This window comes from Pseudomonas sp. NBRC 111143, assembly GCF_001320965.1.
Taxonomy (GTDB): domain Bacteria; phylum Pseudomonadota; class Gammaproteobacteria; order Pseudomonadales; family Pseudomonadaceae; genus Aquipseudomonas; species Aquipseudomonas machongensis.
Map to the genome: position 1 here is coordinate 40066 of NZ_BCBT01000038.1, position 20589 is coordinate 60654.

General features: G+C 64.1%; 20 protein-coding genes and 2 pseudogenes. 12 read left to right on the top strand and 10 right to left on the bottom strand.

Annotation, left to right across the window (positions count from 1 at the left end; translation table 11 throughout):
- Positions 1 to 15 precede the first annotated feature (15 nt).
- From APH44_RS19465 to dadA, 3 genes are all read right to left on the bottom strand, one after another.
- Positions 16 to 564 carry a cupin domain-containing protein gene (locus APH44_RS19465; RefSeq protein ID WP_054894107.1) on the bottom strand — a complete coding sequence of 183 codons (549 nt, stop codon included), beginning with the start codon at positions 562 to 564 and terminating at the stop codon, positions 16 to 18.
- 109 nt (positions 565 to 673) lie between these two features.
- On the bottom strand, positions 674 to 1747 hold the full coding sequence (gene alr / locus APH44_RS19470; protein WP_054894108.1) for an alanine racemase: 1074 nt from the start codon (positions 1745 to 1747) through the stop codon (positions 674 to 676).
- 131 nt (positions 1748 to 1878) lie between these two features.
- Positions 1879 to 3180 carry a D-amino acid dehydrogenase gene (gene dadA, locus APH44_RS19475; RefSeq protein ID WP_054894109.1) on the bottom strand — a complete coding sequence of 434 codons (1302 nt, stop codon included), beginning with the start codon at positions 3178 to 3180 and terminating at the stop codon, positions 1879 to 1881.
- A 155-nt stretch (positions 3181 to 3335) separates the two neighbouring features.
- Here dadA and dadR point away from each other — a divergent pair, with 155 nt between their 5' ends.
- Complete coding sequence (gene dadR / locus APH44_RS19480) at positions 3336 to 3824, top strand: transcriptional regulator DadR (RefSeq protein WP_003258963.1); 489 nt, start codon at positions 3336 to 3338, stop codon at positions 3822 to 3824.
- A gap of 4 nt (positions 3825 to 3828) precedes the next feature.
- Here dadR and APH44_RS19485 read toward each other — a convergent pair whose 3' ends face one another.
- Positions 3829 to 4179 carry a YkgJ family cysteine cluster protein gene (locus tag APH44_RS19485; protein WP_054894110.1) on the bottom strand — a complete coding sequence of 117 codons (351 nt, stop codon included), beginning with the start codon at positions 4177 to 4179 and terminating at the stop codon, positions 3829 to 3831.
- A 128-nt stretch (positions 4180 to 4307) separates the two neighbouring features.
- Here APH44_RS19485 and APH44_RS19490 point away from each other — a divergent pair, with 128 nt between their 5' ends.
- Entirely contained in the window at positions 4308 to 5600 is a 1293-nt protein-coding gene (locus APH44_RS19490; protein WP_054894111.1) for an FAD-binding oxidoreductase, read from the top strand.
- Here APH44_RS19490 and APH44_RS19495 read toward each other — a convergent pair whose 3' ends face one another.
- Positions 5601 to 5831, bottom strand: coding sequence for a DUF1127 domain-containing protein (locus tag APH44_RS19495; protein ID WP_054894112.1), 231 nt, complete (start codon positions 5829 to 5831; stop codon positions 5601 to 5603).
- 177 nt (positions 5832 to 6008) lie between these two features.
- Here APH44_RS19495 and APH44_RS19500 point away from each other — a divergent pair, with 177 nt between their 5' ends.
- A complete protein-coding gene (locus APH44_RS19500) occupies positions 6009 to 7439 on the top strand; it encodes a PLP-dependent aminotransferase family protein (protein WP_172964799.1) in 1431 nt (476 codons plus the stop codon).
- Positions 7440 to 7499: 60 nt separating this feature from the next.
- On the top strand, positions 7500 to 9059 hold the full coding sequence (locus APH44_RS19505; RefSeq protein WP_054894114.1) for a phospholipase D family protein: 1560 nt from the start codon (positions 7500 to 7502) through the stop codon (positions 9057 to 9059).
- Between the two features lie 32 nt (positions 9060 to 9091).
- Here the strand turns inward: APH44_RS19505 and APH44_RS19510 are convergent, their stop codons facing one another.
- Both APH44_RS19510 and APH44_RS19515 read right to left on the bottom strand, forming a co-directional pair.
- On the bottom strand, positions 9092 to 10231 hold the full coding sequence (locus tag APH44_RS19510; protein WP_054894115.1) for an MFS transporter: 1140 nt from the start codon (positions 10229 to 10231) through the stop codon (positions 9092 to 9094).
- Positions 10232 to 10356: 125 nt separating this feature from the next.
- The gene (locus APH44_RS19515; RefSeq protein WP_054894116.1) at positions 10357 to 11850 is read right to left on the bottom strand and encodes an aldehyde dehydrogenase; all 1494 of its coding nucleotides are present in this window, start codon (positions 11848 to 11850) and stop codon (positions 10357 to 10359) included.
- Between the two features lie 197 nt (positions 11851 to 12047).
- Between APH44_RS19515 and APH44_RS19520 the strand changes: the two genes are divergently transcribed.
- Both APH44_RS19520 and APH44_RS19525 read left to right on the top strand, forming a co-directional pair.
- Entirely contained in the window at positions 12048 to 12407 is a 360-nt protein-coding gene (locus tag APH44_RS19520; protein WP_054894117.1) for a cupin domain-containing protein, read from the top strand.
- Between the two features lie 87 nt (positions 12408 to 12494).
- Complete coding sequence (locus tag APH44_RS19525) at positions 12495 to 12695, top strand: hypothetical protein (RefSeq protein ID WP_054894118.1); 201 nt, start codon at positions 12495 to 12497, stop codon at positions 12693 to 12695.
- A 73-nt stretch (positions 12696 to 12768) separates the two neighbouring features.
- Here the strand turns inward: APH44_RS19525 and rpmG are convergent, their stop codons facing one another.
- Both rpmG and rpmB read right to left on the bottom strand, forming a co-directional pair.
- Positions 12769 to 12924 carry a 50S ribosomal protein L33 gene (rpmG, locus tag APH44_RS19530; RefSeq protein ID WP_003253507.1) on the bottom strand — a complete coding sequence of 52 codons (156 nt, stop codon included), beginning with the start codon at positions 12922 to 12924 and terminating at the stop codon, positions 12769 to 12771.
- An 11-nt stretch (positions 12925 to 12935) separates the two neighbouring features.
- Positions 12936 to 13172: a 50S ribosomal protein L28 gene (gene rpmB, locus APH44_RS19535; protein ID WP_054894119.1), complete on the bottom strand. Its 237-nt coding sequence runs from the start codon at positions 13170 to 13172 to the stop codon at positions 12936 to 12938.
- Between the two features lie 368 nt (positions 13173 to 13540).
- Here rpmB and APH44_RS19540 point away from each other — a divergent pair, with 368 nt between their 5' ends.
- Positions 13541 to 15130 (top strand): ABC transporter substrate-binding protein, encoded by a 1590-nt coding sequence (locus APH44_RS19540; RefSeq protein WP_054894120.1) that lies wholly within the window; start codon positions 13541 to 13543, stop codon positions 15128 to 15130.
- Positions 15131 to 15179: 49 nt separating this feature from the next.
- Here APH44_RS19540 and radC read toward each other — a convergent pair whose 3' ends face one another.
- Positions 15180 to 15860, bottom strand: a complete 681-nt coding sequence (gene radC / locus APH44_RS19545; protein ID WP_054894121.1) for a DNA repair protein RadC — start codon at positions 15858 to 15860, stop codon at positions 15180 to 15182.
- 129 nt (positions 15861 to 15989) lie between these two features.
- Between radC and coaBC the strand changes: the two genes are divergently transcribed.
- The 5 genes and pseudogenes from coaBC to APH44_RS19570 form a co-directional block, all read left to right on the top strand.
- The gene (gene coaBC / locus APH44_RS19550) at positions 15990 to 17201 is read left to right on the top strand and encodes a bifunctional phosphopantothenoylcysteine decarboxylase/phosphopantothenate--cysteine ligase CoaBC (RefSeq protein ID WP_054894122.1); all 1212 of its coding nucleotides are present in this window, start codon (positions 15990 to 15992) and stop codon (positions 17199 to 17201) included.
- A 5-nt stretch (positions 17202 to 17206) separates the two neighbouring features.
- Positions 17207 to 17662: a dUTP diphosphatase gene (gene dut / locus APH44_RS19555; RefSeq protein ID WP_054894123.1), complete on the top strand. Its 456-nt coding sequence runs from the start codon at positions 17207 to 17209 to the stop codon at positions 17660 to 17662.
- Positions 17663 to 17790: 128 nt separating this feature from the next.
- Positions 17791 to 19164 (top strand): annotated as a pseudogene (locus APH44_RS19560) (phosphomannomutase/phosphoglucomutase); the annotation flags it as partial.
- A gap of 30 nt (positions 19165 to 19194) precedes the next feature.
- On the top strand, positions 19195 to 20100 hold the full coding sequence (argB, locus tag APH44_RS19565) for an acetylglutamate kinase (RefSeq protein ID WP_054894125.1): 906 nt from the start codon (positions 19195 to 19197) through the stop codon (positions 20098 to 20100).
- Positions 20101 to 20387: 287 nt separating this feature from the next.
- Positions 20388 to 20589 (top strand): annotated as a pseudogene (locus tag APH44_RS19570) (curli production assembly protein CsgG); the annotation flags it as partial.

Consider the following 20589-nt stretch of genomic DNA (forward strand, 5'->3'; position numbering starts at 1 on the left):
ATACGCTGCGCTGGATCAAAAGTTCGAAGGCGTGGCAGCACTGATCAGGCGGGCAGGTTCGTCGAAAGGGTTGCGGAAACGGTGCGGACGGGTGCTCTCGAAGTAGTAGCTGTCGCCCGCTTCGAGGATGAAGGTTTCGGCGCCGACCACCAGTTCAAGACGGCCTTCGAGGAGGATTCCGGTCTCTTCGCCATCGTGCGTGAGCATCTCTTCACCCGTGTCGGCCCCCGGCGGATAAACCTCGTTGAGGAAGGCGATGGCACGGTTGGGGTGCGATTTGCCGACCAGCTTCATGGTCACCGCGCCGTCGGAAATGTCGATCAGCTCGTGGGCCTTGTAGACGATCTGGGTGGGGCTTTCCGGCGCAAGCTCGACGGAAAAGAACTCGACCATCGACATGGGAATGCCGCTCAGCACCTTGCGCAGGGAGCTGATCGACGGGCTCACGCTGTTCTTCTCGATCATCGAGATGGTGCTGTTGGTTACGCCCGCCCGTTTGGCGAGTTCGCGCTGGGACAGGCCCTTGAGCTTGCGGATGGCTTGCAGTCGTTCGCCGACGTCCAAAGCTTGCGCCTCCAGAAACGGTCGAGATGGGGTCAAATGTGAACGATATCATGGCAATGCCGTTCAGTATTTACAACACGCAAGACCCCAGCCTGTCCGCTTCAGCGCCTCATTCGCCGTAATAATCCAATGGCACGCGCCGCAGGTTGCAGAAGATCTGGTAGGGAATGGTGCCCGCCTGCTGTGCCACGTCACTGGCCAGGACCTGCTTGCCCCACAGCTCGACCGGGCTGCCGATACCCGCTTCGGGCACTTCGGTGAGGTCGACGCAGAGCATGTCCATCGAGACCCGACCAATCAGTTGAGTACGCTTGCCGGCGACCACCACCGGGGTGCCGGTGGGCGCGTGGCGTGGGTAGCCATCGGCGTAACCCATCGCGACCACGCCAACCCGGGTCGGGCGCGGGCTGGTGAACTTGGCACCGTAGCCGACCGGCTCACCGGTCGGCAGTTCGCGCACGCTGATGATGCGCGATTGCAGGGTCATTACCGGTTGCAGGCGCGCAGCTGCGGCCTGCTCGACTTCGAACGGCGTGGCCCCGTACAGCATGATGCCCGGACGCACCCAATCACTCGGCACCTGCGGCCAGCCCAACACACCGGGGGAGTTGCGCAGGCTGCACTCGGCGGCCAGCCCCTGGCGGGCGGCCTGGAACACGGCGACCTGCTGCTCGGTGGTCGAGGCATCGAGCTCGTCGGCACGGGCGAAGTGGGTCATCAGCACGATGCGCGCGACCTTGCCGCTGGCCAGCAGGCGCTGGTAGGCCTCGTGGTAGTCCTTGGGGTGCAGGCCGACGCGGTGCATGCCGCTGTCGAGCTTGAGCCAGATGTTCAGCGGCTTGCGCACGGCGGTCTGCTCGATCGCTTCGAGCTGCCACAGCGAGTGCACCACGCACCACAGGTCGTGCTCGGCGATCAGCGCCAGCTCGCTGGCCTCGAAGAAGCCTTCGAGCAGCAGCACCGGAGCCTTGATCCCTGCGGCACGCAGCTCCAGGGCCTCTTCGATGCAGGCAACGGCGAAACCGTCAGCCTCGGTCTCCAGCGCCAGGGCGCAACGTACCGCACCGTGGCCGTAGGCATCGGCCTTGACCACGGCAAGGGCCTTGGCGCCGGACAATTCACGGGCCAGGCGGTAGTTGTGACGGAGGGCTTGGAGGTCGATCAGGGCACGGGCGGGGCGCATGGAGGGCAGCCTTCTGGTGGATCTGTTTATGACGGAGGAACGGTGCTGGCCTTTTCACGGGCAAGCCCGCTCCCACAAGTCCTCATCCTGCCGTGGGAGCGGGCTTGCCCGCGAAGAGGCCAGCGTTGCAATTACTGGTGAGCCGATACCGGGCTACCGTGGCCAGCACTCTCGCGGCTGTTGCCATAGCGCGAGATATCCAGCCCTTCGGCACTGATCTGCGGCTTCTTGCGCGCGATCAGGTCGGCCAGCAGGCGACCGGAACCGCAAGCCATGGTCCAGCCCAGGGTGCCGTGACCTGTATTGAGGAACAGGTTGCGGAACGCGGTGCCACCGACGATCGGGGTGCCATCCGGAGTGGCCGGACGCAGGCCGGTCCAGAAACTGGCCTGGCTCAGGTCGCCGCCGCGAGGATAAAGGTCGTTGACGATCATCTCCAGCGTTTCGCGTCGACGCGGGTTCAGCGACAGGTCAAAACCGGCGATTTCAGCCATGCCACCGACACGGATACGGTTGTCGAAACGGGTGATGGCGACTTTGTAGGTTTCGTCGAGAATGGTCGAGGTCGGCGCCATGTCGGCATCGGTGATCGGCACGGTCAGCGAGTAGCCCTTGAGCGGATACACCGGTGCCTTGATGCCCAGCGGCTTGAGCAGTTGCGGCGAATAGCTGCCCAGCGCCAGCACGTAGCGATCGGCTGTCTCCAGCTTGCCGTCGATCCACACGCCATTGATACGGTCACCGGCATGGTCCAGGCGCTGGATGTTCTGGCCGAAGCGGAACTCGACGCCCAGCTTGATGGCCATGTCGGCCAGCTTGGTGGTGAACAGCTGGCAGTCGCCGGTCTGGTCGTTGGGCAGGCGCAGGGCGCCAGCAAGGATGTCCTTCACGCCCGCCAGCGCAGGCTCCACGCGGGCGATGCCGTCGCGGTCGAGCAATTCGTAAGGCACGCCAGACTGCTCGAGCACGGCAATATCCTTGGCTGCGGCATCGACCTGGGCCTGGGTACGGAACAGTTGAGTGGTGCCCAGGGTGCGGCTCTCGTAGGCGATGCCGGTTTCGGCGCGCAGCTCGTCGAGGCAGTCGCGGCTGTACTCGGACAGGCGCACCATGCGCTCCTTGTTCACCGCATAACGATTGGCGGTGCAGTTACGCAGCATCTGCGCCATCCACAGGTACTGGTCGACGTCACCGGTCAGCTTGATGGCAAGCGGTGCGTGGCGCTCGAGCAGCCACTTGATGGCCTTGAGCGGCACGCCTGGCGCGGCCCAGGGCGAGGCATAGCCGGGCGAGATCTGGCCAGCGTTGGCGAAGCTGGTTTCCATGGCCGCCGCCGGCTGGCGATCGACCACCGTCACTTCGAAACCTTGCCGGGCCAGGTAATAGGCACTGGCGGTTCCGATCACACCGCTACCAAGTACCAGAACTCGCATCGTTTATCCCTCGCACGCGGTACACCGCAGTCTTTTGTTGAAATGGCATGGATGCGCGCAGTATAAGAATCTCGGCCCAGTGCTTTTCACTATATAAAAACCTATATTTGGCGAGAATTCTCGGCAAAAACGCCTTTCACGGAGGGGCATCCCCTATGAGAACCCAACACCAGAGCAAACGTGAACTGGACAAGATCGACCGCAACATCCTGCGCATCCTGCAGAATGACGGGCGTATCTCCTTCACCGAGCTGGGCGAGAAAGTCGGGTTGTCCACCACCCCCTGCACCGAACGTGTCCGCCGCCTGGAACGTGAGGGCATCATCATGGGCTACAACGCCCGCCTCAATCCGCAACACCTCAAGGGCAGCCTGCTGGTGTTCGTCGAGATCAGCCTGGACTACAAGTCCGGCGACACCTTCGAAGAGTTCCGCCGCGCCGTCCTCAAGCTGCCGCATGTGCTGGAGTGCCACCTGGTGTCGGGAGACTTCGACTATCTGGTGAAGGCGCGCATTTCCGAGATGGCCTCGTACCGCAAGCTGTTGGGCGACATCCTGCTCAAGCTGCCGCATGTGCGCGAATCGAAAAGCTACATCGTGATGGAAGAGGTCAAGGAGAGCCTCTGCCTGCCAATTCCGGACTGAACCGTCAGACCAGCACCTGGCGGGTGCTGGCGATATAACCATGGATCAGCCGCTCGGCCTCGGGTTCGATCGGCTGCTGCGGACCACGACCACGGGGGCAGGCCATGCGCGGCGTGGTGCCGAACAGGCGGCAGATCAGCGGGCGCTCTTCATAGACGGTGCAGCCTTGCGGGCCGAGGTGCACACAGTCCAGGCGCTCCAGCGCAGCATCCTGTTCGGCCTGGGTCTTGCGTGGCAGGCGAGCCATCTCTTCACTGGATGTGGTAACCGGGCCACAGCAGTCGTGGCAGCCGGGCTCGCATTCGAAGGACGGGATGAGTTCGCGCAGGAACTGGATCTTGTGGTTGCAAGGCATGGGCGGTGTGTCGTCGAGGTTTGTGAGGATTATAGGGCCATTCGCCGAGCAAGCCCTCGCCCGGTTGCCCAACCGCGAAACCCCAGCTTATCCTCGCCCCCTTCGCACCGACTCCAGGGCCTCCCCAGATGATCCACAGCGCGCAGCACGCCGCCTCCTACTATGCCGCCAGCAGCGCGCCGCAACCGGACTACCCCAGCCTCGAAGGCGAGCACAGCGCCGATGTGTGCATCGTCGGCGGCGGTTACTCGGGCCTGAATACCGCCATCGAGCTGGCCGAGCGCGGCTTCTCGGTGATCCTGCTCGAAGCCCGCAAGATCGGCTGGGGCGCCAGCGGTCGCAATGGCGGGCAGTTGATCCGCGGCGTTGGCCACGATGTCGAGCAGTTCCTGCCAGTGCTCGGCGAGGATGGCGTGCGCAGCCTCAAGCTGATGGGCCTGGAGGCCGTGGAGATCGCACGTCAGCGTATCGAGCGCCACGCCATCGCCTGCGACCTGACCTGGGGTTACTGCGACCTGGCATACAAGCCCGCCGAGCTGGACGGCTTCGCTGAAAATGCCGAAGAGCTGCGCAGCCTGGGCTACCGCCACGAGGTCCGCGTGGTGCCCGCGTCCGAGATCCGCAGCGTGGTCGGATCCGACAGCTTCGTCGGCGGCCTGGTCGACATGGGCTCGGGCCACCTGCATCCACTCAACTTGGCCCTGGGCGAAGCGGCCGCCGCCGAGCGCCTGGGCGTGAAGCTGCACGAGGGTTCGGCAGTAACCCGCATCGACTACGGCCCGCAAGTCCAGGTGCACACGGCGCGGGGCCGGGTGCGCGCCAGTACGCTGGTGCTATGCACCAACGCCTACCACAACGACCTCAACCGCGAACTGGGCGGCAAGGTGCTGCCCGCCGGCAGCTACATCATCGCCACCGAACCCCTGGGCGAAGCACGTGCCCGCCAGTTGCTGCCACAGAACATGGCCGTGTGCGACCAGCGCGTGGCGCTGGATTACTTCCGCCTGTCCGCCGACCACCGCCTGCTGTTCGGCGGCGCCTGCCACTACTCCGGACGCGACCCGAAGGACATCGGCGCCTACATGGGCCCGAAGATGCTCAAGGTGTTCCCGCAGCTGGCCGGCGTGCGCATCGACTACCAGTGGGGCGGCATGATCGGCATCGGTGCCAATCGCCTGCCGCAGGTCGGGCGCCTGGCCAGCCATGCCAACGTCTATTACGCCCAGGCCTACTCCGGCCACGGCCTGAACGCCACGCACCTGGCCGGACGCCTGCTGGGCGAGGCCATCAGCGGCCAGCAGGCGGGGCGCTTCGACCTGTTCGCCAAGGTACCGCACGCGACCTTCCCTGGCGGCAAGCACCTGCGCTCGCCGCTGCTGGCGCTGGGGATGCTCTGGTACCGACTCAAGGAGCTGCTCTGATCACGCTCGCCAGAATGGCTTGCACCCTTCCTCCCGAGCCTGCTGGCGGCTGATGCCGATATCCAGCAACTGGTGATCGCTCAACTCGCGCAGCACCCTGCGCGAGCGCCAGCGATGCATCATCAGCCCCAGGCGACCCAAGCCCACAGGGGCACTGGAAACCTTGGGCCACTGCCCTGCGCGCAGTTCTTCCGCCAACAGTTGCAGCCGTACATCGCTCAAGCCGTTCATTGCCATGTCTCCTGATTGCCTCGAAAGCTGGAGAAAGCATGCGCTCGGCAGACATGCACGATACAGATTCAACACAGGGTTATTATTTCCATACAGAATTGGCACAGCGGCCGCTGAATGCAGTATTTTTGGCCAATCTGTATCGCTCACCTTGACCCGCGTGTGCAGGAGTATGCCGTGACCCTCTACATGAACCTCGCCGAATTGCTCGGTGCCCGGATCGAACAAGGCCTGTATCGTCCCGGCGAACGGCTGCCGTCGGTGCGCTCATTGAGCCTGGAACACGGCGTCAGCCTGAGCACCGTACAGCAGGCCTATCGCCAGCTGGAGGACAACGGCCTGGTGGCTCCGCGCCCCAAGTCCGGCTACTTCGTCACGGAAAATCGCAGCCTGCCGGCCCTGCCCGCCATCAGCCGCCCCGCCCAACGCCCTGTGGATATTTCCCAGTGGGAACAGGTGCTCGAGTTGGTACGTGCCAGCCCACACCCCGACGTGATCCAGCTCGGCCGCGGCATGCCCGACATCGAGAGCCCGACGCTCAAGCCCCTGCTGCGCAGCCTTGCCCAGCTCAGCCGGCGCCTGGACATGCCAGGGCTGTACTACGACAACATCCACGGCAACGAAGCCCTGCGTGAACAGATCGCCCGCCTGACGCTCGACTCAGGTTGCAACCTCGGGCCAGGCGACCTGGTGGTGACCACCGGTTGTCACGAAGCGCTGTCGACCAGCATCCGCGCAGTGTGCGAGCCGGGCGACATCGTCGCGGTGGATTCGCCCAGCTTCCACGGCGCCATGCAGACGCTCAAGGGCCTGGGCATGAAGGCGCTGGAGATCCCCACGGACCCAACCACTGGTATCAGCCTGGAGGCGCTGGAGCTGGCGCTGGAGCAATGGCCGATCAAGCTCATCCAGATCACCCCCAGTTGCAACAACCCGCTGGGCTACATCATGCCCGAGGCGCGCAAGAAGGCCCTGCTGACCCTGGCCCAGCGCTACGACGTGGCGATTCTCGAAGACGATGTGTACGGCGACCTGGCCTACACCTACCCACGCCCACGCACCATCAAATCGTTCGACGAGGATGGCCGCGTACTGCTCTGCAGCTCGTTCTCCAAGACCCTGGCCCCAGGCCTGCGGGTCGGCTGGGTGGCGCCCGGGCGTTATCTGGAGCGGGTGCTGCACATGAAGTACATCAGCACCGGCAGCACGGCCTGCCAGCCCCAGTTGGCGATCGCCGACTTCATCGCTGAAGGCCACTATCAGCCGCACCTGCGCCGAGTCCGGGCGCAGTACCAGCGCGCCCGCGACCAGATGAGCGACTGGGTGACCCGCTACTTCCCGCCCGGCACCCGCGCCAGCCGGCCCCAGGGTGGCTTCATGCTGTGGGTGGAACTGCCCGAGAGCTTCGACACGCTGCGGCTGAACCGTGCGCTACTGGAACAGGGCGTACAGATCGCCGTCGGCAGCATTTTTTCGGCGTCGGGCAAGTACCGGCACTGTCTGCGCATGAATTTCGCCACCCGCGCCACCCCGGAAATCGAGGCGGCGGTACGCAAGGTAGGTGAAACTGCCTATCGCCTACTGGCGCAGGACAGTGACGCCGGGTAACTTTGCAGCGCTTTGCACGGTCCAACCTTCCAGTGACCTGTCGTACAGGACGATTCGCCTTTGAGACTCCAGCGGGCTCTGCCCCTCCTGCTGGCGCTGCTGCTCGGCCTGAGCGGCTGCGCCAGCGTCGATGCACCTCGCGACGTGAGCCAGGCGCTGCCGGCCAACGACTCGGCGTTCGGCCGCTCGGTCCAGCGTCAGGCCGCGCCCTATGAGGGGCGCTCCGGCTTTCGCCTGCTACCGAACAGCAACGAAGCCTTCCGCGCCCGCGCCGAGCTCATCCGCAACGCCCAGACCAGCATCGACCTGCAGTACTACATCGTCCACGATGGCCTGAGCACCCGCGCCCTGGTGCACGAGCTGCTGCGCGCCGCCGACCGCGGCGTGCGGGTGCGCATCCTGCTCGACGACACCACCAGCGATGGCCTGGACAGCCTGATCGGCACCCTCGCCGCCCACCCTCATATCCAGATCCGCGTGTTCAACCCGCTGCACCTGGGCCGCAGCACCGGCCTGACGCGTGCCATGGGGCGGCTGTTCAACCTGTCGCTGCAGCACCGGCGCATGCACAACAAGCTGTTCCTGGTCGACAACAGTATGGCCATCGTCGGCGGCCGCAACCTGGGTGACGAGTACTTCGACGCCGAGCCCAACCTGAACTTCACCGACATCGACCTGCTGGGTGTAGGGCCTGTGGCCGAGCAACTCGGGCACAGCTTCGACCAGTACTGGAACAGCGCCCTGAGTCGGCCGATTGGCGACTTCCTGTGGAGCACGCCGGACGCCAGCGACCTGCGCGCCAGTCGCCAGCGCCTGGAAACCTGGCTGGCGCAGGCCAGGGTGCAGCGCAAGGCGCTGTACGACCGACTGATGGCCTATCAGACCGCGCCACGCCTGGACATCTGGCGCAACGAGCTGATCTGGGCACACAGCCAGGCGCTGTGGGATGCGCCGAGCAAGGTGCTGGCCCGCGGCGAGCCCGACCCCCAATTGCTGATGACCCAGCAACTGGCGCCGGACCTGAAGAACGTACACCGCGAGCTGATCCTGGTCTCGGCCTACTTCGTGCCGGGCGAGCCAGGCCTGCTGTACCTCACCAGCCGCGCCGACGCCGGCACCTCGGTCAAGCTGCTGACCAACTCGCTCGAAGCCACCGATGTGCCGGCCGTGCACGGCGGCTATGCGCCCTATCGCCGTGCCCTGCTCGAACATGGCGTGGAGCTGTTCGAGCTGCGTCGCCAGCCCGGAGACCCGAGCGCCGCGCGCGGCGTCCTCAGCTTCAAGGGCCAGTCCGACTCGAGCCTGCACAGCAAGGCAATGGTCTTCGACCGGCGCAAGACCTTCATTGGCTCCTTCAACTTCGATCCCCGCTCGGTGCTGTGGAACACCGAGGTCGGGGTGATGGTCGACAGCCCCGAGTTGGCCGAGTACACCCGCGCGCTGGCCGAACAGGGCATGGCGCCGGCCTTGAGCTATCAACCGAAGCTGGTGGACGGGAAGATGGTCTGGGTGACCGAGGACAATGGCCAGGTGCATACCCTGACCGCTGAGCCGGGCGGAATATGGCGCCGGTTCAATGCCTGGGTGGCCAAGGCGGTGGGTTTGGAGAAGATGCTCTAGCAGGCGGGCCGCGCAAGTGCGGCCCGGCTATTTCAGGCGGAGGCGGGCTCGAACGCACCGGGACGCCGGGTCAGCAGCACCAGCCCTGCAGCCCCTGCAGCCATCAGGAACAGCAAGGCATGTCCACTGACCCACTGGCTCCCTGCCCCGGCCAGCAACGGCCCGAGCAAACAACCGATACCCCACAGTTGCGCCACATGGGCGTTGGCACGCACCAATGCGTCATCGCGATAACGCTCGCCGATCAGGATCAGCGACAGGGTGAACAAGCCCCCCGCGCTCGCACCGAACAGTACCCACAGCGGCCACACCGCCGGGGTGTGCAGCAGCAGCGGAATCGCCAGGCTCGAACCCAGCAGACTCACCGCACAGCCACTGAACAAGGCTTGCCGGGACATGCGATCGGCCAGGGCGCCAATTGGCAACTGCAGCACGGCATCGCCGACCACCACGGTGCTGACCATGAACAACGCCACTTCGGCGGTGAAGCCCTGCTGCAACACATACACCGGCAGGAGCGTCAGAATCATCGCCTCGAATGCCGCGAACAACGCAATGGCCCAGGCAATTACCGGCAAACGCCGACAGAAGGCGAACAGGTCGCGGAAGGTGACGCTGCACGCCTCGGTCGACGGCGCACCACCGCGGCCAAGCAGGAGCAAGGGTGCGAGCAACAGCAGGCCGCTGGCGGCCCAGAAACCGAAATCATCTTCCGAGCCGAGAAAGCCCAGCACCAGCGGCCCGGCCAGCTGGCTCAGGGCATAGCTGCTGCCATACAGCGCCACCAGCCGCCCGCGCCACTGCTCGACCACCAACTGGTTGATCCAGCTTTCGCCGAGGATGAACACCACCGTCAGTGACATGCCGATCAGCAGGCGTAGCGCCAGCCACAGCGGATAGCTGGGCAACACTGCCACCAACACGATCGACAACGCACCGCCCCACAGACACAGGCGCATCGCCGATGGCACGCCGACCCAACCCGCCAGTCGGCTGGCGAGGCTCGCGCCGAGCAGTACGCCGATTGCCGGCATCGCCGCCATCACGCCAATGGCGAACCCGCCGTAGCCCCAGCCTTCCAGGCGCAGGGATACCAGCGGCATGCTCACGCCGAGCGCAAGCCCGACACTGAGCACCGACGCCAGTACGGCAAAGTAGGTTCCCCAACGCATTGCAGACTCCCAGGTAATTTGTTCAGGCCCATTCGCGGGCAAGCCCGCTCCCACAGGTACACCGCCGCTCTCGAGGACGGCGCGGGGCTGTGGGAGCGGGCTTGCCCGCGAAGAAGACTACCGGTTTACAGCTTGATCCAGGTCGCCTTCAGCTCGGTGTACTTCTCCAGTGCATGCAGCGACTTGTCACGGCCGTTGCCCGACTGCTTGAAGCCGCCGAACGGTGCGGTCATGTCGCCGCCATCGTACTGGTTGACCCACACGCTGCCAGCACGCACGGCGCGGGCAGTCTTGTGCGCCTTGGAGATATCGGCGGTCCAGATGCCAGCTGCCAGGCCATACGGGGTATCGTTGGCGATGGCGATGGCCTCTTCGGCGGTGTCGAAGGCGATCACCGACAGCACCGGGCCGAAGATTTCTTCCTGGGCGATCTTCATGGCGTTGGTCACGCCGTCGAAGATGGTCGGCTCGACGTAGGTGCCGCCGGTCTCTTCGAGAATGCGTTTGCCACCGGCCAGCAGTTTGGCGCCGTCCTGATGACCGGCGTCGATGTACGACAGCACGGTGTTCATCTGCTGAGTATCGACCAGCGCACCGACCGTGGTGGCCGGATCCAATGGGTTGCCTGGCTTCCAGGCCTTGAGGGCCTCGACCACCAGCGGCAGGAACTTGTCCTTGATCGAGCGCTCGACCAGCAGACGCGAGCCAGCGGTGCAGACCTCGCCCTGGTTGAAGGCGATGGCGCTGGCAGCGGCTTCGGCGGCGGCCTGCAGGTCAGGGGCGTCGGCGAAGACGATGTTCGGGCTCTTGCCACCGGCTTCCAGCCAGATGCGCTTCATGTTCGATTCGCCCGCGTACACCATCAGTTGCTTGGCGATCTTGGTAGAACCGGTGAACACCAGGGTATCGACATCCATGTGCAGGGCCAGGGCCTTGCCGACGGTGTGGCCATAGCCAGGCAGCACGTTCAGCACGCCTGCCGGGATGCCGGCCTCGATGGCCAGTTGGGCGATGCGGATGGCGGTCAGCGGGGACTTCTCGGACGGCTTGAGCACCACCGAGTTGCCGGTGGCCAGCGCCGGGCCGAGTTTCCAGCAGGCCATCAACAGCGGGAAGTTCCATGGGACGATGGCACCCACAACGCCTACCGGCTCACGGGTCACCAGGCCCAGTTGGTCGTGCGGGGTCGGTGCGACCTCGTCGTAGACCTTGTCGATGGCTTCGGCAGTCCAGTGGATGGCCTGGGCAGCGCCCGGAATATCGATGGTGGAGGAGTCGCCGATCGGCTTGCCCATGTCCAGGGTTTCCAGCAGCGCCAGTTCCTCGACATGCTTGCGCAGCAGGTCGGCGAAGCGGATCAGCTTGGCCTTGCGCTTGGCAGGAGCCAGTTGCGACCAGACGCCAGAGTCGAAGGTGGCGCGAGCGTTTTCCACGGCGCGGTTGGCGTCGGCCAGGTCACAACTGGCAACCTTGGCCAGGAAACGTCCGTCGACTGGGCTCAGGCACTCGAAGGTTTCGCCGGAGGCGGCGTCGGTGTATTCGCCGTTGATGAAGGCGCGGCCTTCGATCTTCAGTTGCTGGGCACGCTGTTCCCAATCCGCACGAGTCAGGGTGGTCATACGAAACTCCTCCTCTTGTTAAGGTGCAGCCCCGTATTGAGGACTCACGGGCACTGTCAGAAATTCTGGCCGGGCGACAAGCGCACACGGGCATCCGACACCCTAAACCAGGCCGGTTAAACTATCAATATATTTGACACGAATGGCTTAAAAGCCTACTGATGTGCATTTTATTAAACAACAACAGGGTATCCAGCATGAGTATCGACAGCATCATCGACTTCGCCCAGGTCCTTACCGAAGCCGAGCGCTATCGCCCGGCGGCCGAGAAAATCCTCAAGGGCGAGCCGGACCAGGCGGTTTACAACCACTATTCGAGCCCCTGCGGGCAGTTCGCCGCGGGCGTCTGGGAGGGTGAGGTCGGCCAGTGGACGGTGAACTACACCGAGCACGAGTATTGCGAGATCGTCCAGGGCGTATCGGTCCTGCGCGACCAGGACGGCGGCGCCAAGACCCTGCGGGCAGGTGACCGCTTCGTCATCCCGGCCGGTTTCAAGGGCACCTGGGAGGTGCTGGAAGCGTGCCGCAAGATCTATGTGATGTTCGAGCAGAAGTGATGGCGACAGATATGTAATGCCTGGCCTGGATGCACGTACCCAAACTAGGTGATGTCCACTTCGGACATTACCCGAGGAGCATCCCGCATGACCATCGACATCCTCTGCCCAGCACGCCACGTCATCGGTACTCGCTACGTTGAAAGCGTGAAGCCCTACATCCTGGAACTGACCGGCCTGGCCGCGGCCGCAGGCCCGCAGGACATCACCACTCGCGAGATCAGGACCGACCGCGTGATGATCGGCGTCGACGTGCAGGGTTTCATCAATGGCTTGATCATTTCCTGATCCCAGCCATTTGAGTCAGGCATAAAAAAACCCGCCTTCTTGCGAAGGCGGGTTTTTTTGGTTGCCGGATCAATTACTTGATCTTGGCTTCCTTGTACACCACGTGCTTGCGGACGACCGGATCGTATTTCTTGATCTCGATCTTGTCCGGAGTGGTGCGCTTGTTCTTGTCGGTGGTGTAGAAGTGGCCGGTACCGGCACTCGAAACCAGACGGATCAATTCACGCATGATGTTCTCCCTTAAACCTTGGCGCCAGCTTTACGGATGTCGACCAGAACGGCATCGATGCCGCGCTTGTCGATGATACGCATGCCTTTGGCGGAAACGCGCAGACGCACGAAACGATTCTCGGATTCAACCCAGAAACGGTGGTGCTGCAGGTTCGGCAGGAAACGACGACGGGTTTTGTTGTTTGCGTGGGAAATGTTGTTCCCGGTTACCGGACCCTTACCGGTAACTTGACAGACTCTCGACATGCCTCAGCCCTCTAAAACCACATGCCCAACCCGGCATGGGTTGGCCGCTTAATCTCTCAGTCTATGGCGCCAAGGCGCCGTGTTTCCGGGGGTCTTATCGAACCGGCTCAGATGAGCGACAGGCCGAGCCCCTAGAAAAGAGCGCTGCTTTATACCAGAAAGGGTCGGCCACAACAACAGAAGATGCATATTCCGATCGGGCCGATCGCGCCCGGCCAGCATAGCGACAAGGCCCGCGCACTGTCGACCGCTCGTCGCCGCGCAGCATAAAAATCAGGTGGTCATTTCCCGACTGGCGCACTAGGGTAGGACGTTTCCGCCTCCAGACTGCACTGGCAGATGGGCCCCTGACCAGCCGAGGATCCACCATGCGCGTCGCCGCCCTTTCCGTTCTATTCACTTCCCTGCTCGCCGCAGGCATCGCCCAGGCAGCTCCGCTGTCGGTGTGCACCGAGGCCAGCCCGGAAGGTTTCGACGTGGTTCAGTACAACTCGCTGACCACTACCAACGCCTCGGCCGACGTGCTGATGAACCGCCTGGTCGAGTTCGACGCGGCCCAGGGCAAGGTGGTGCCGAGCCTTGCACAAAGCTGGACGGTCTCCAAAGACGGCCTGGTTTATGACTTCACGTTGCGCGGCGGCGTGAAATTCCACAGCACCGACTACTTCAAGCCGACCCGCGAACTGGACGCCGACGACGTGTTGTTCAGCTTCCAGCGCATGCTCTACCCCGCCCATGCCTGGCACAAGACCGCACCCGGCGGTTATCCGCACGCCCAGTCGCTGCAGTTGGGCAACCTGATCAAGTCGATCGAGGCGCCCGATCCACAGAGCGTACGCTTTACCCTCACCCATCCGGACGCGACCTTCCTGGCCACCCTGAGCATGGGCTTCGCCTCGATCTACTCGGCCGAGTATGCCGACAAGCTGCTCAAGGCCGGCACGCCCGAGAAGCTCAATAGCCAGCCCATCGGCACCGGCCCGTTCGTCTTCCAGCGCTTCCAGAAGGACGCCCTGGTGCGTTATCGCGCCAACCCCGACTACTTCGGCGGCAAGCCTGCGGTCGACCCGCTGGTGTTCGCCATCACCACCGACCCGAACGTGCGCCTGCAGAAGCTCAAGCGCAACGAATGCCAGGTAGCCCTGTCGCCCAAGCCGCTGGACATCGCCGAAGCCGCGAAGAACGACAAGCTGAAGGTAGCCTCCACCCCGGCCTTCATGACCGCCTTCGTGGCCATCAACAGCGAGCACCCGCCGCTGGACAAGCCCGAAGTGCGCCAGGCGATCAACCTCGCCTTCGACAAACCGGCCTACCTCAAGGCCGTGTTCGATGACACCGCCATCGCCGCCAACGGCCCCTACCCGCCCAACACCTGGAGTTACGCCAAGGACCTGCCCGGCTACGCGCTGGACCTGAAGAAGGCCAAGGCGTTGCTGACCAAGGCCGGCCTGGCCGACGGCTTCAGCACCACGATCTGGACCCGCCCGTCAGGCAGCCTGCTCAACCCCAACCCTAGCCTCGGCGCACAAATGCTCCAGGCCGACCTGGCGAAAATCGGCATCAAGGCCGAGATCCGTGTGATCGAGTGGGGCGAGCTGATCCGCCGCGCCAAGGCCGGTGAACATGACCTGCTGTTCATGGGCTGGGCGGGCGACAACGGCGACCCGGACAACTTCCTCAGCCCGCAATTCTCGTGCGCGGCGGTCAAGTCCGGGACCAACTTCGCGCGTTTCTGCGACAGCCGTCTCGACCAGTTGATCAACGCAGGACGCACCACCAACGACCAGAGCGTGCGCAGCCGTCTGTACCAGCAGGCGCAGACGCTGATCCAACAACAGGCGCTGTGGCTGCCGTTGGCGCACCCGACCGCCTCGACCCTGCTGAGCAAGGGCGTCGAGGGCTATCAGGTGAGCCCGTTCGGGCGGGTGGACTTCAGCAAGGTGTCGGTGGAGCGCTGACTGGCATTCGGTGCCGGCCTTACCCGCGAAAAGGCCGGCACTGCCTCCACTACGCCCCGATCCAACCCTGTTCCACCATCGACAACGGCTCGCCATCGCCGACGATCACGTGATCGAGCACACGCACGTCGATCAGCGCCAGCGCCTGCTTCAACGTGCGAGTCAGGTGGACATCGTCCTGGCTCGGCGCGCTGTTGCCCGACGGGTGGTTGTGACAGATGATCAACGCCGCCGCGTTATGCAGCAGTGACCGGCGTACCACCTCACGCGGATAGATGCTGGCCCGGTCTATCGTGCCGCGAAACAGGATCTCGAACGCCACGGGCCGGTGCCGGGTGTCCAGGAACAGGCAGCCGAACACCTCGCAGCGCTCATGGCGCAGCATCGACTTCAGGTAGCGCCGCACCGCAGCAGGGCTTTCCAGCGCCGGCGCGCGTTCGATGGTTTCGTCCAGGTAGCGTCGTCCAATCTCCAGCAGTGCCTGCAATTGCGCGTACTTCACCGGCCCGATGCCCGGCTCGCGCAGCAGCGCGGCGCGGTCGGCCTCGAGAAACGCCCGCAACCCGCCAAAGCGCTTGAGCAGGCTGCGCGCCAGGTCGACCACGTTGCGCCCGGCAACGCCCGAGCCCAACAGCACTGCCAACAACTCCCCATCCGACAGCACCTGCGCACCACGCGCCAGCAACTTCTCCCTCGGCCGCTCGTCCAGCGGCCATTCCCTGATGTTCATACCCCTCCTTGCGTTGTACTGCGGCGCCTTCAAGCCCTGTGTTAATCTATTTCGCCTCGTTAAATGCGACGTTCTGCCGCAGGCAATTTCAAACGTCGCCGCCCGCTTTCACTGGAAAAAGGCAAGCCTATGCAGCGGCTGTATCGCAAGCGCATCGTTCTCGGCGTGGGTGGCGGCATTGCCGCCTACAAGAGCGCCGAGCTGATTCGCCGACTCCTGGAACACGGCGCGCAGGTGCGTGTCGTCATGACCCGCGGGGGCGCCGAGTTCATCACTCCGCTGACCCTGCAGGCGCTCTCCGGCCACCCGGTGCACATGGACCTGCTCGACCCTGCCGCCGAGGCTGCAATGGGTCATATCGAACTGGCCAAGTGGGCCGACCTGGTGCTGATCGCCCCGGCCACTGCCGACCTGATGGCGCGCATGGCCCAGGGCATGGCCGATGACCTGCTGACCACACTGGTGCTGGCCACCGACGCCACCGTCGCCGTCGCCCCGGCCATGAACCAGGCCATGTGGCGCGACCCGGCCACCCAGGACAACCTCGAGCTGCTCAAGCGCCGTGGCATCCAGGTATTCGGCCCGGCCTCCGGCAGCCAGGCCTGTGGCGACGTCGGCCTGGGACGCATGCTCGAAGCCACCGATCTTGCCTGGTGCGCCGCCGAGAGCTTCAAGCGCCAGGCCCTGACCGGCAAGCACGTGCTGATCACCGCCGGCCCGACCCAGGAAAACATCGATCCGGTGCGCTACATCACCAATCATAGTTCCGGGAAGATGGGCTTTGCCCTGGCCGAAGCGGCCGCCGAAGCCGGGGCCCGGGTGACCCTCGTCACTGGCCCCGTGCACCTGCAGACCCCCGACCGGGTCAACCGCATCGACGTGGTGAGCGCGCGGGACATGCTCGCGGCCTGTGAAGCAGCCATGCCGTGCGACCTGTTCATCGCCTCGGCAGCAGTCGCGGACTACCGTCCCGAGGTGGTCGCCCCGCAAAAGCTCAAGAAAGACCCTACGACCGGCGACGGCATGCTGCTGCAGATGGTGCGCAATCCGGATATCCTTGCCACCCTCGCTGGCCGTGCCGACCGCCCGTTCAGCGTCGGTTTCGCAGCCGAGACCGAGCACCTGCTCGATTACGCAACGCGCAAGCTCAAGGACAAGAACCTCGACCTGATCGTCGCCAATGATGTGGCCAACCCCAGCATCGGCTTCAACAGCGAGGAAAACGCCCTGACCGTAATCGACCGCCAGCAGCACCAGACCCTCTTCGCGCAGACCAGCAAGGGCAAGATCGCCCGGCAACTGGTCGCCTTCATCGCCGAACGGCTCAATCAGGTTCAATAAGTTCCATGCACGCTCTTCAAGCCAAGATCCTCGACCCACGCCTGGGTACCGAATTCCCCCTGCCGCAATACGCCACCCCCGGCTCCGCCGGCCTGGACCTGCGCGCCCTGCTCAAGGAAGACACCGTCCTCGAGCCGGGCCAGACCCTGCTGATCCCCACCGGCCTGTCGATCTACATCGGCGATCCAGGCCTGGCAGCGATGATCCTGCCCCGCTCGGGCCTTGGTCATAAGCACGGCGTAGTGCTGGGCAACCTGGTCGGCCTGATCGACTCGGACTACCAGGGCGAGCTCATGGTCTCGTGCTGGAACCGCGGCAACACGCCGTTCACCATCAGCATCGGCGAGCGCATCGCCCAGCTGATCCTGGTACCGGTGGTGCAGGCGCATTTCGAAATCGTCGAAGCCTTCGACGAAACCCAGCGTGGCAGCGGCGGCTTCGGTCATTCCGGGACCCGCTGAGCCGACCGTCGGGGCCATGGACGGCGAACTCTCGGGGCTATCTACCGTCCAAGCGTTCAGTTTGCGCTTACCCAGAAGCCTTTGACCCCTTGGAGTCCCCAGAGATGAACGACATGGCCCAGCTGGTACCCGCATTGCCAGACAGCATCTTCCGTGCCTATGACATCCGCGGCATCGTCGGCAAGACGCTGCACGCCGAAACCGCCTACTGGATCGGCCGCGCCATCGGCGCCCAGACCCTCGCTCAGGGCGAGCCGAAGATCTCCGTGGGCCGCGACGGCCGCCTGTCCGGCCCGATGCTGGTCGAGCAACTGATCAAGGGCCTGGCCGATGCCGGTTGCCAGGTCAGCGACGTCGGCCTGGTGCCCACCCCCGCGCTGTACTACGCCGCCAATGTGCTGGCCGGTACGTCAGGCGTGATGCTCACCGGCAGCCATAACCCGTCGGACTACAACGGCTTCAAGATCGTCATCGCCGGCGACACCCTCGCCAACGAGCAGATCCAGGCCCTGCTGACCCGCCTCAAGACCAACGACGTACCGCGCGGCGAAGGCCACGTGGAGAAGGTCGAGATCCTCGAGCGCTACTACCAGCAGATCACCGGCGACGTGAAGCTGTCGAAAAAGCTCAAGGTCGTGGTCGACTGCGGCAACGGCGCCGCCGGGGTGATCGCCCCGCAACTGATCGAGGCCCTCGGCTGCGAGGTGATCCCGCTGTTCTGCGAGGTCGACGGCAACTTCCCCAACCACCACCCGGACCCGGGCAAGCCGGAGAACCTCGAAGACCTGATCGCCAAGGTCAGGGAAACCGGCGCCGACATCGGCCTGGCCTTCGACGGCGACGGTGACCGCGTGGGCGTGGTCACCAACACCGGCAGCATCGTCTACCCCGATCGCCTGCTGATGCTCTTCGCCCAGGACGTGCTGTCGCGCAACCCCGGCGCCGAGATCATCTTCGACGTCAAATGCACCCGTCGCCTGACTCCACTGATCGAACAGCACGGCGGCCGCGCCCTGATGTGGAAGACCGGTCATTCGTTGATCAAGAAGAAGATGAAACTGACTGGCTCGCTGCTGGCTGGCGAGATGAGCGGACACATCTTCATCAAGGAACGCTGGTACGGTTTCGACGACGGCATCTACAGTGCCGCGCGCCTGCTGGAAATCCTCAGCAAGGCCGACCAGGATGCCGAAAGCCTGTTCGCCGCGTTCCCGAACGATATTTCCACACCGGAAATCAACATCGATGTGACCGACGAGAGTAAATTCAGCATCATTGATGCACTGCAACGCGACGCCGACTGGGGCGAAGCCAACCTGACCACCATCGACGGTGTACGGGTCGACTACCCACACGGCTGGGGCCTGGTCCGCGCCTCCAACACCACACCGGTGCTGGTGCTGCGCTTCGAGGCCGACAGCGAGGCAGAACTCGACCGTATCAAGGCTGTATTCCGCACGCAGTTGCTGCGGGTCGATCCCGGCCTGCAACTGCCGTTCTGACCGACTATCTGTTCCTCACTGGAGCCCTGCATGACCCTCGATCGCGATGCCGCTTCCCATGTAGCCGAGGTTTTGTCCGAAGCACTGCCCTACATCCGCCGCTTTGTCGGCAAGACCCTGGTGATCAAGTACGGCGGCAACGCGATGGAGAGCGAAGAGCTCAAGACCGGCTTTGCCCGTGACATCGTGCTGATGAAGGCGGTGGGCATCAACCCGGTGGTCGTGCACGGCGGCGGCCCGCAGATCGGCGACCTGCTCAAGCGCCTGTCGATCGAGAGCCACTTCATCGACGGCATGCGCGTCACCGATTCGGCGACCATGGACGTGGTGGAGATGGTCCTGGGCGGCCAGGTCAACAAGGATATCGTCAACCTGATCAACCGCCACGGCGGCAGCGCCATCGGCCTGACCGGCAAGGATGCGGAGCTGATCCGCGCCAAGAAGCTCACCGTCAGCCGCCAGACCCCCGACATGACCACCCCGGAAATCATCGACATCGGCCATGTCGGCGAAGTCGTGGGCGTGAACACCGAGCTGCTGAACATGCTGGTCAAGGGCGACTTCATCCCGGTGATCGCGCCGATCGGCGTGGGCGCCAACGGTGAGTCGTACAACATCAACGCCGACCTGGTCGCCGGCAAAGTCGCCGAAGCCCTGAAAGCCGAGAAGCTGATGCTGCTGACCAACATCGCCGGCCTGATGGACAAGCAAGGCCAGGTGCTCACCGGCCTGACCACCGAGCAGGTCAACGAGCTGATCGCCGATGGCACCATCTACGGTGGCATGCTGCCGAAGATCAAGTGCGCACTGGAAGCCGTGCAGGGCGGCGTGAACAGCTCGCACATCATTGATGGCCGTGTGCCGAACGCGGTGCTGCTGGAGATTTTCACCGACAGCGGCGTGGGTACCCTGATCACCAATCGCAAGCGCCACTGATGCTTTGAGCGACGGCCCGCTCCTGCATAACCCGTAGGAGCGGGCTTGCCCGCGAAAAGTACACCGCGGTAATGGCACCGGCCATGCCGGTGTTCGCTGCGGTTCTGCGCCCCGACAAGCTTGCTCCTCCAAGGATCGCGCAGGCTTGGCCGAACCAGAACAATGAAACATGGCGCAATGCCATTATTTTTCACTGTCCCGCCCTCAACTTTCTCTCTAGGCTGCCGACACAACGTGGCAGAATGCACGCCCGTTGCAAATAGTTGCTATTTACCTGGAGAACTCGCGTGAAATACGCATCACAAGGACTCGTGCTGGCAGCTGCCGTCGCGCTCGGGTCCATCGCCGGCTGCGCTACCGAAACTTCCACCGCCGTGGCCGTACAACAGGTCGAGAGCGTCAGCCGCCCGTACAGCGGCGTGCGTGCACCGATCGCCGTAGGCAAGTTCGACAACCGTTCGAGCTACATGCGCGGCATCTTCTCCGACG

What these genes read in the sequence shown, in the direction of transcription:
- alr (WP_054894108.1), bottom strand. Translation starts at nt 1,747, where the DNA reads ATGCGCCCCGCCCGTGCCCTGATCGACCTCCAAGCCCTCCGTCACAAC.
- dadA (WP_054894109.1), bottom strand. Translation starts at nt 3,180, where the DNA reads ATGCGAGTTCTGGTACTTGGTAGCGGTGTGATCGGAACCGCCAGTGCC.
- dadR (WP_003258963.1), top strand. Translation starts at nt 3,336, where the DNA reads ATGAGAACCCAACACCAGAGCAAACGTGAACTGGACAAGATCGACCGC.
- APH44_RS19485 (WP_054894110.1), bottom strand. Translation starts at nt 4,179, where the DNA reads ATGCCTTGCAACCACAAGATCCAGTTCCTGCGCGAACTCATCCCGTCC.
- APH44_RS19490 (WP_054894111.1), top strand. Translation starts at nt 4,308, where the DNA reads ATGATCCACAGCGCGCAGCACGCCGCCTCCTACTATGCCGCCAGCAGC.
- APH44_RS19495 (WP_054894112.1), bottom strand. Translation starts at nt 5,831, where the DNA reads ATGAACGGCTTGAGCGATGTACGGCTGCAACTGTTGGCGGAAGAACTG.
- APH44_RS19510 (WP_054894115.1), bottom strand. Translation starts at nt 10,231, where the DNA reads ATGCGTTGGGGAACCTACTTTGCCGTACTGGCGTCGGTGCTCAGTGTC.
- APH44_RS19515 (WP_054894116.1), bottom strand. Translation starts at nt 11,850, where the DNA reads ATGACCACCCTGACTCGTGCGGATTGGGAACAGCGTGCCCAGCAACTG.
- APH44_RS19520 (WP_054894117.1), top strand. Translation starts at nt 12,048, where the DNA reads ATGAGTATCGACAGCATCATCGACTTCGCCCAGGTCCTTACCGAAGCC.
- APH44_RS19525 (WP_054894118.1), top strand. Translation starts at nt 12,495, where the DNA reads ATGACCATCGACATCCTCTGCCCAGCACGCCACGTCATCGGTACTCGC.
- rpmG (WP_003253507.1), bottom strand. Translation starts at nt 12,924, where the DNA reads ATGCGTGAATTGATCCGTCTGGTTTCGAGTGCCGGTACCGGCCACTTC.
- rpmB (WP_054894119.1), bottom strand. Translation starts at nt 13,172, where the DNA reads ATGTCGAGAGTCTGTCAAGTTACCGGTAAGGGTCCGGTAACCGGGAAC.
- APH44_RS19540 (WP_054894120.1), top strand. Translation starts at nt 13,541, where the DNA reads ATGCGCGTCGCCGCCCTTTCCGTTCTATTCACTTCCCTGCTCGCCGCA.
- radC (WP_054894121.1), bottom strand. Translation starts at nt 15,860, where the DNA reads ATGAACATCAGGGAATGGCCGCTGGACGAGCGGCCGAGGGAGAAGTTG.
- coaBC (WP_054894122.1), top strand. Translation starts at nt 15,990, where the DNA reads ATGCAGCGGCTGTATCGCAAGCGCATCGTTCTCGGCGTGGGTGGCGGC.
- dut (WP_054894123.1), top strand. Translation starts at nt 17,207, where the DNA reads ATGCACGCTCTTCAAGCCAAGATCCTCGACCCACGCCTGGGTACCGAA.
- argB (WP_054894125.1), top strand. Translation starts at nt 19,195, where the DNA reads ATGACCCTCGATCGCGATGCCGCTTCCCATGTAGCCGAGGTTTTGTCC.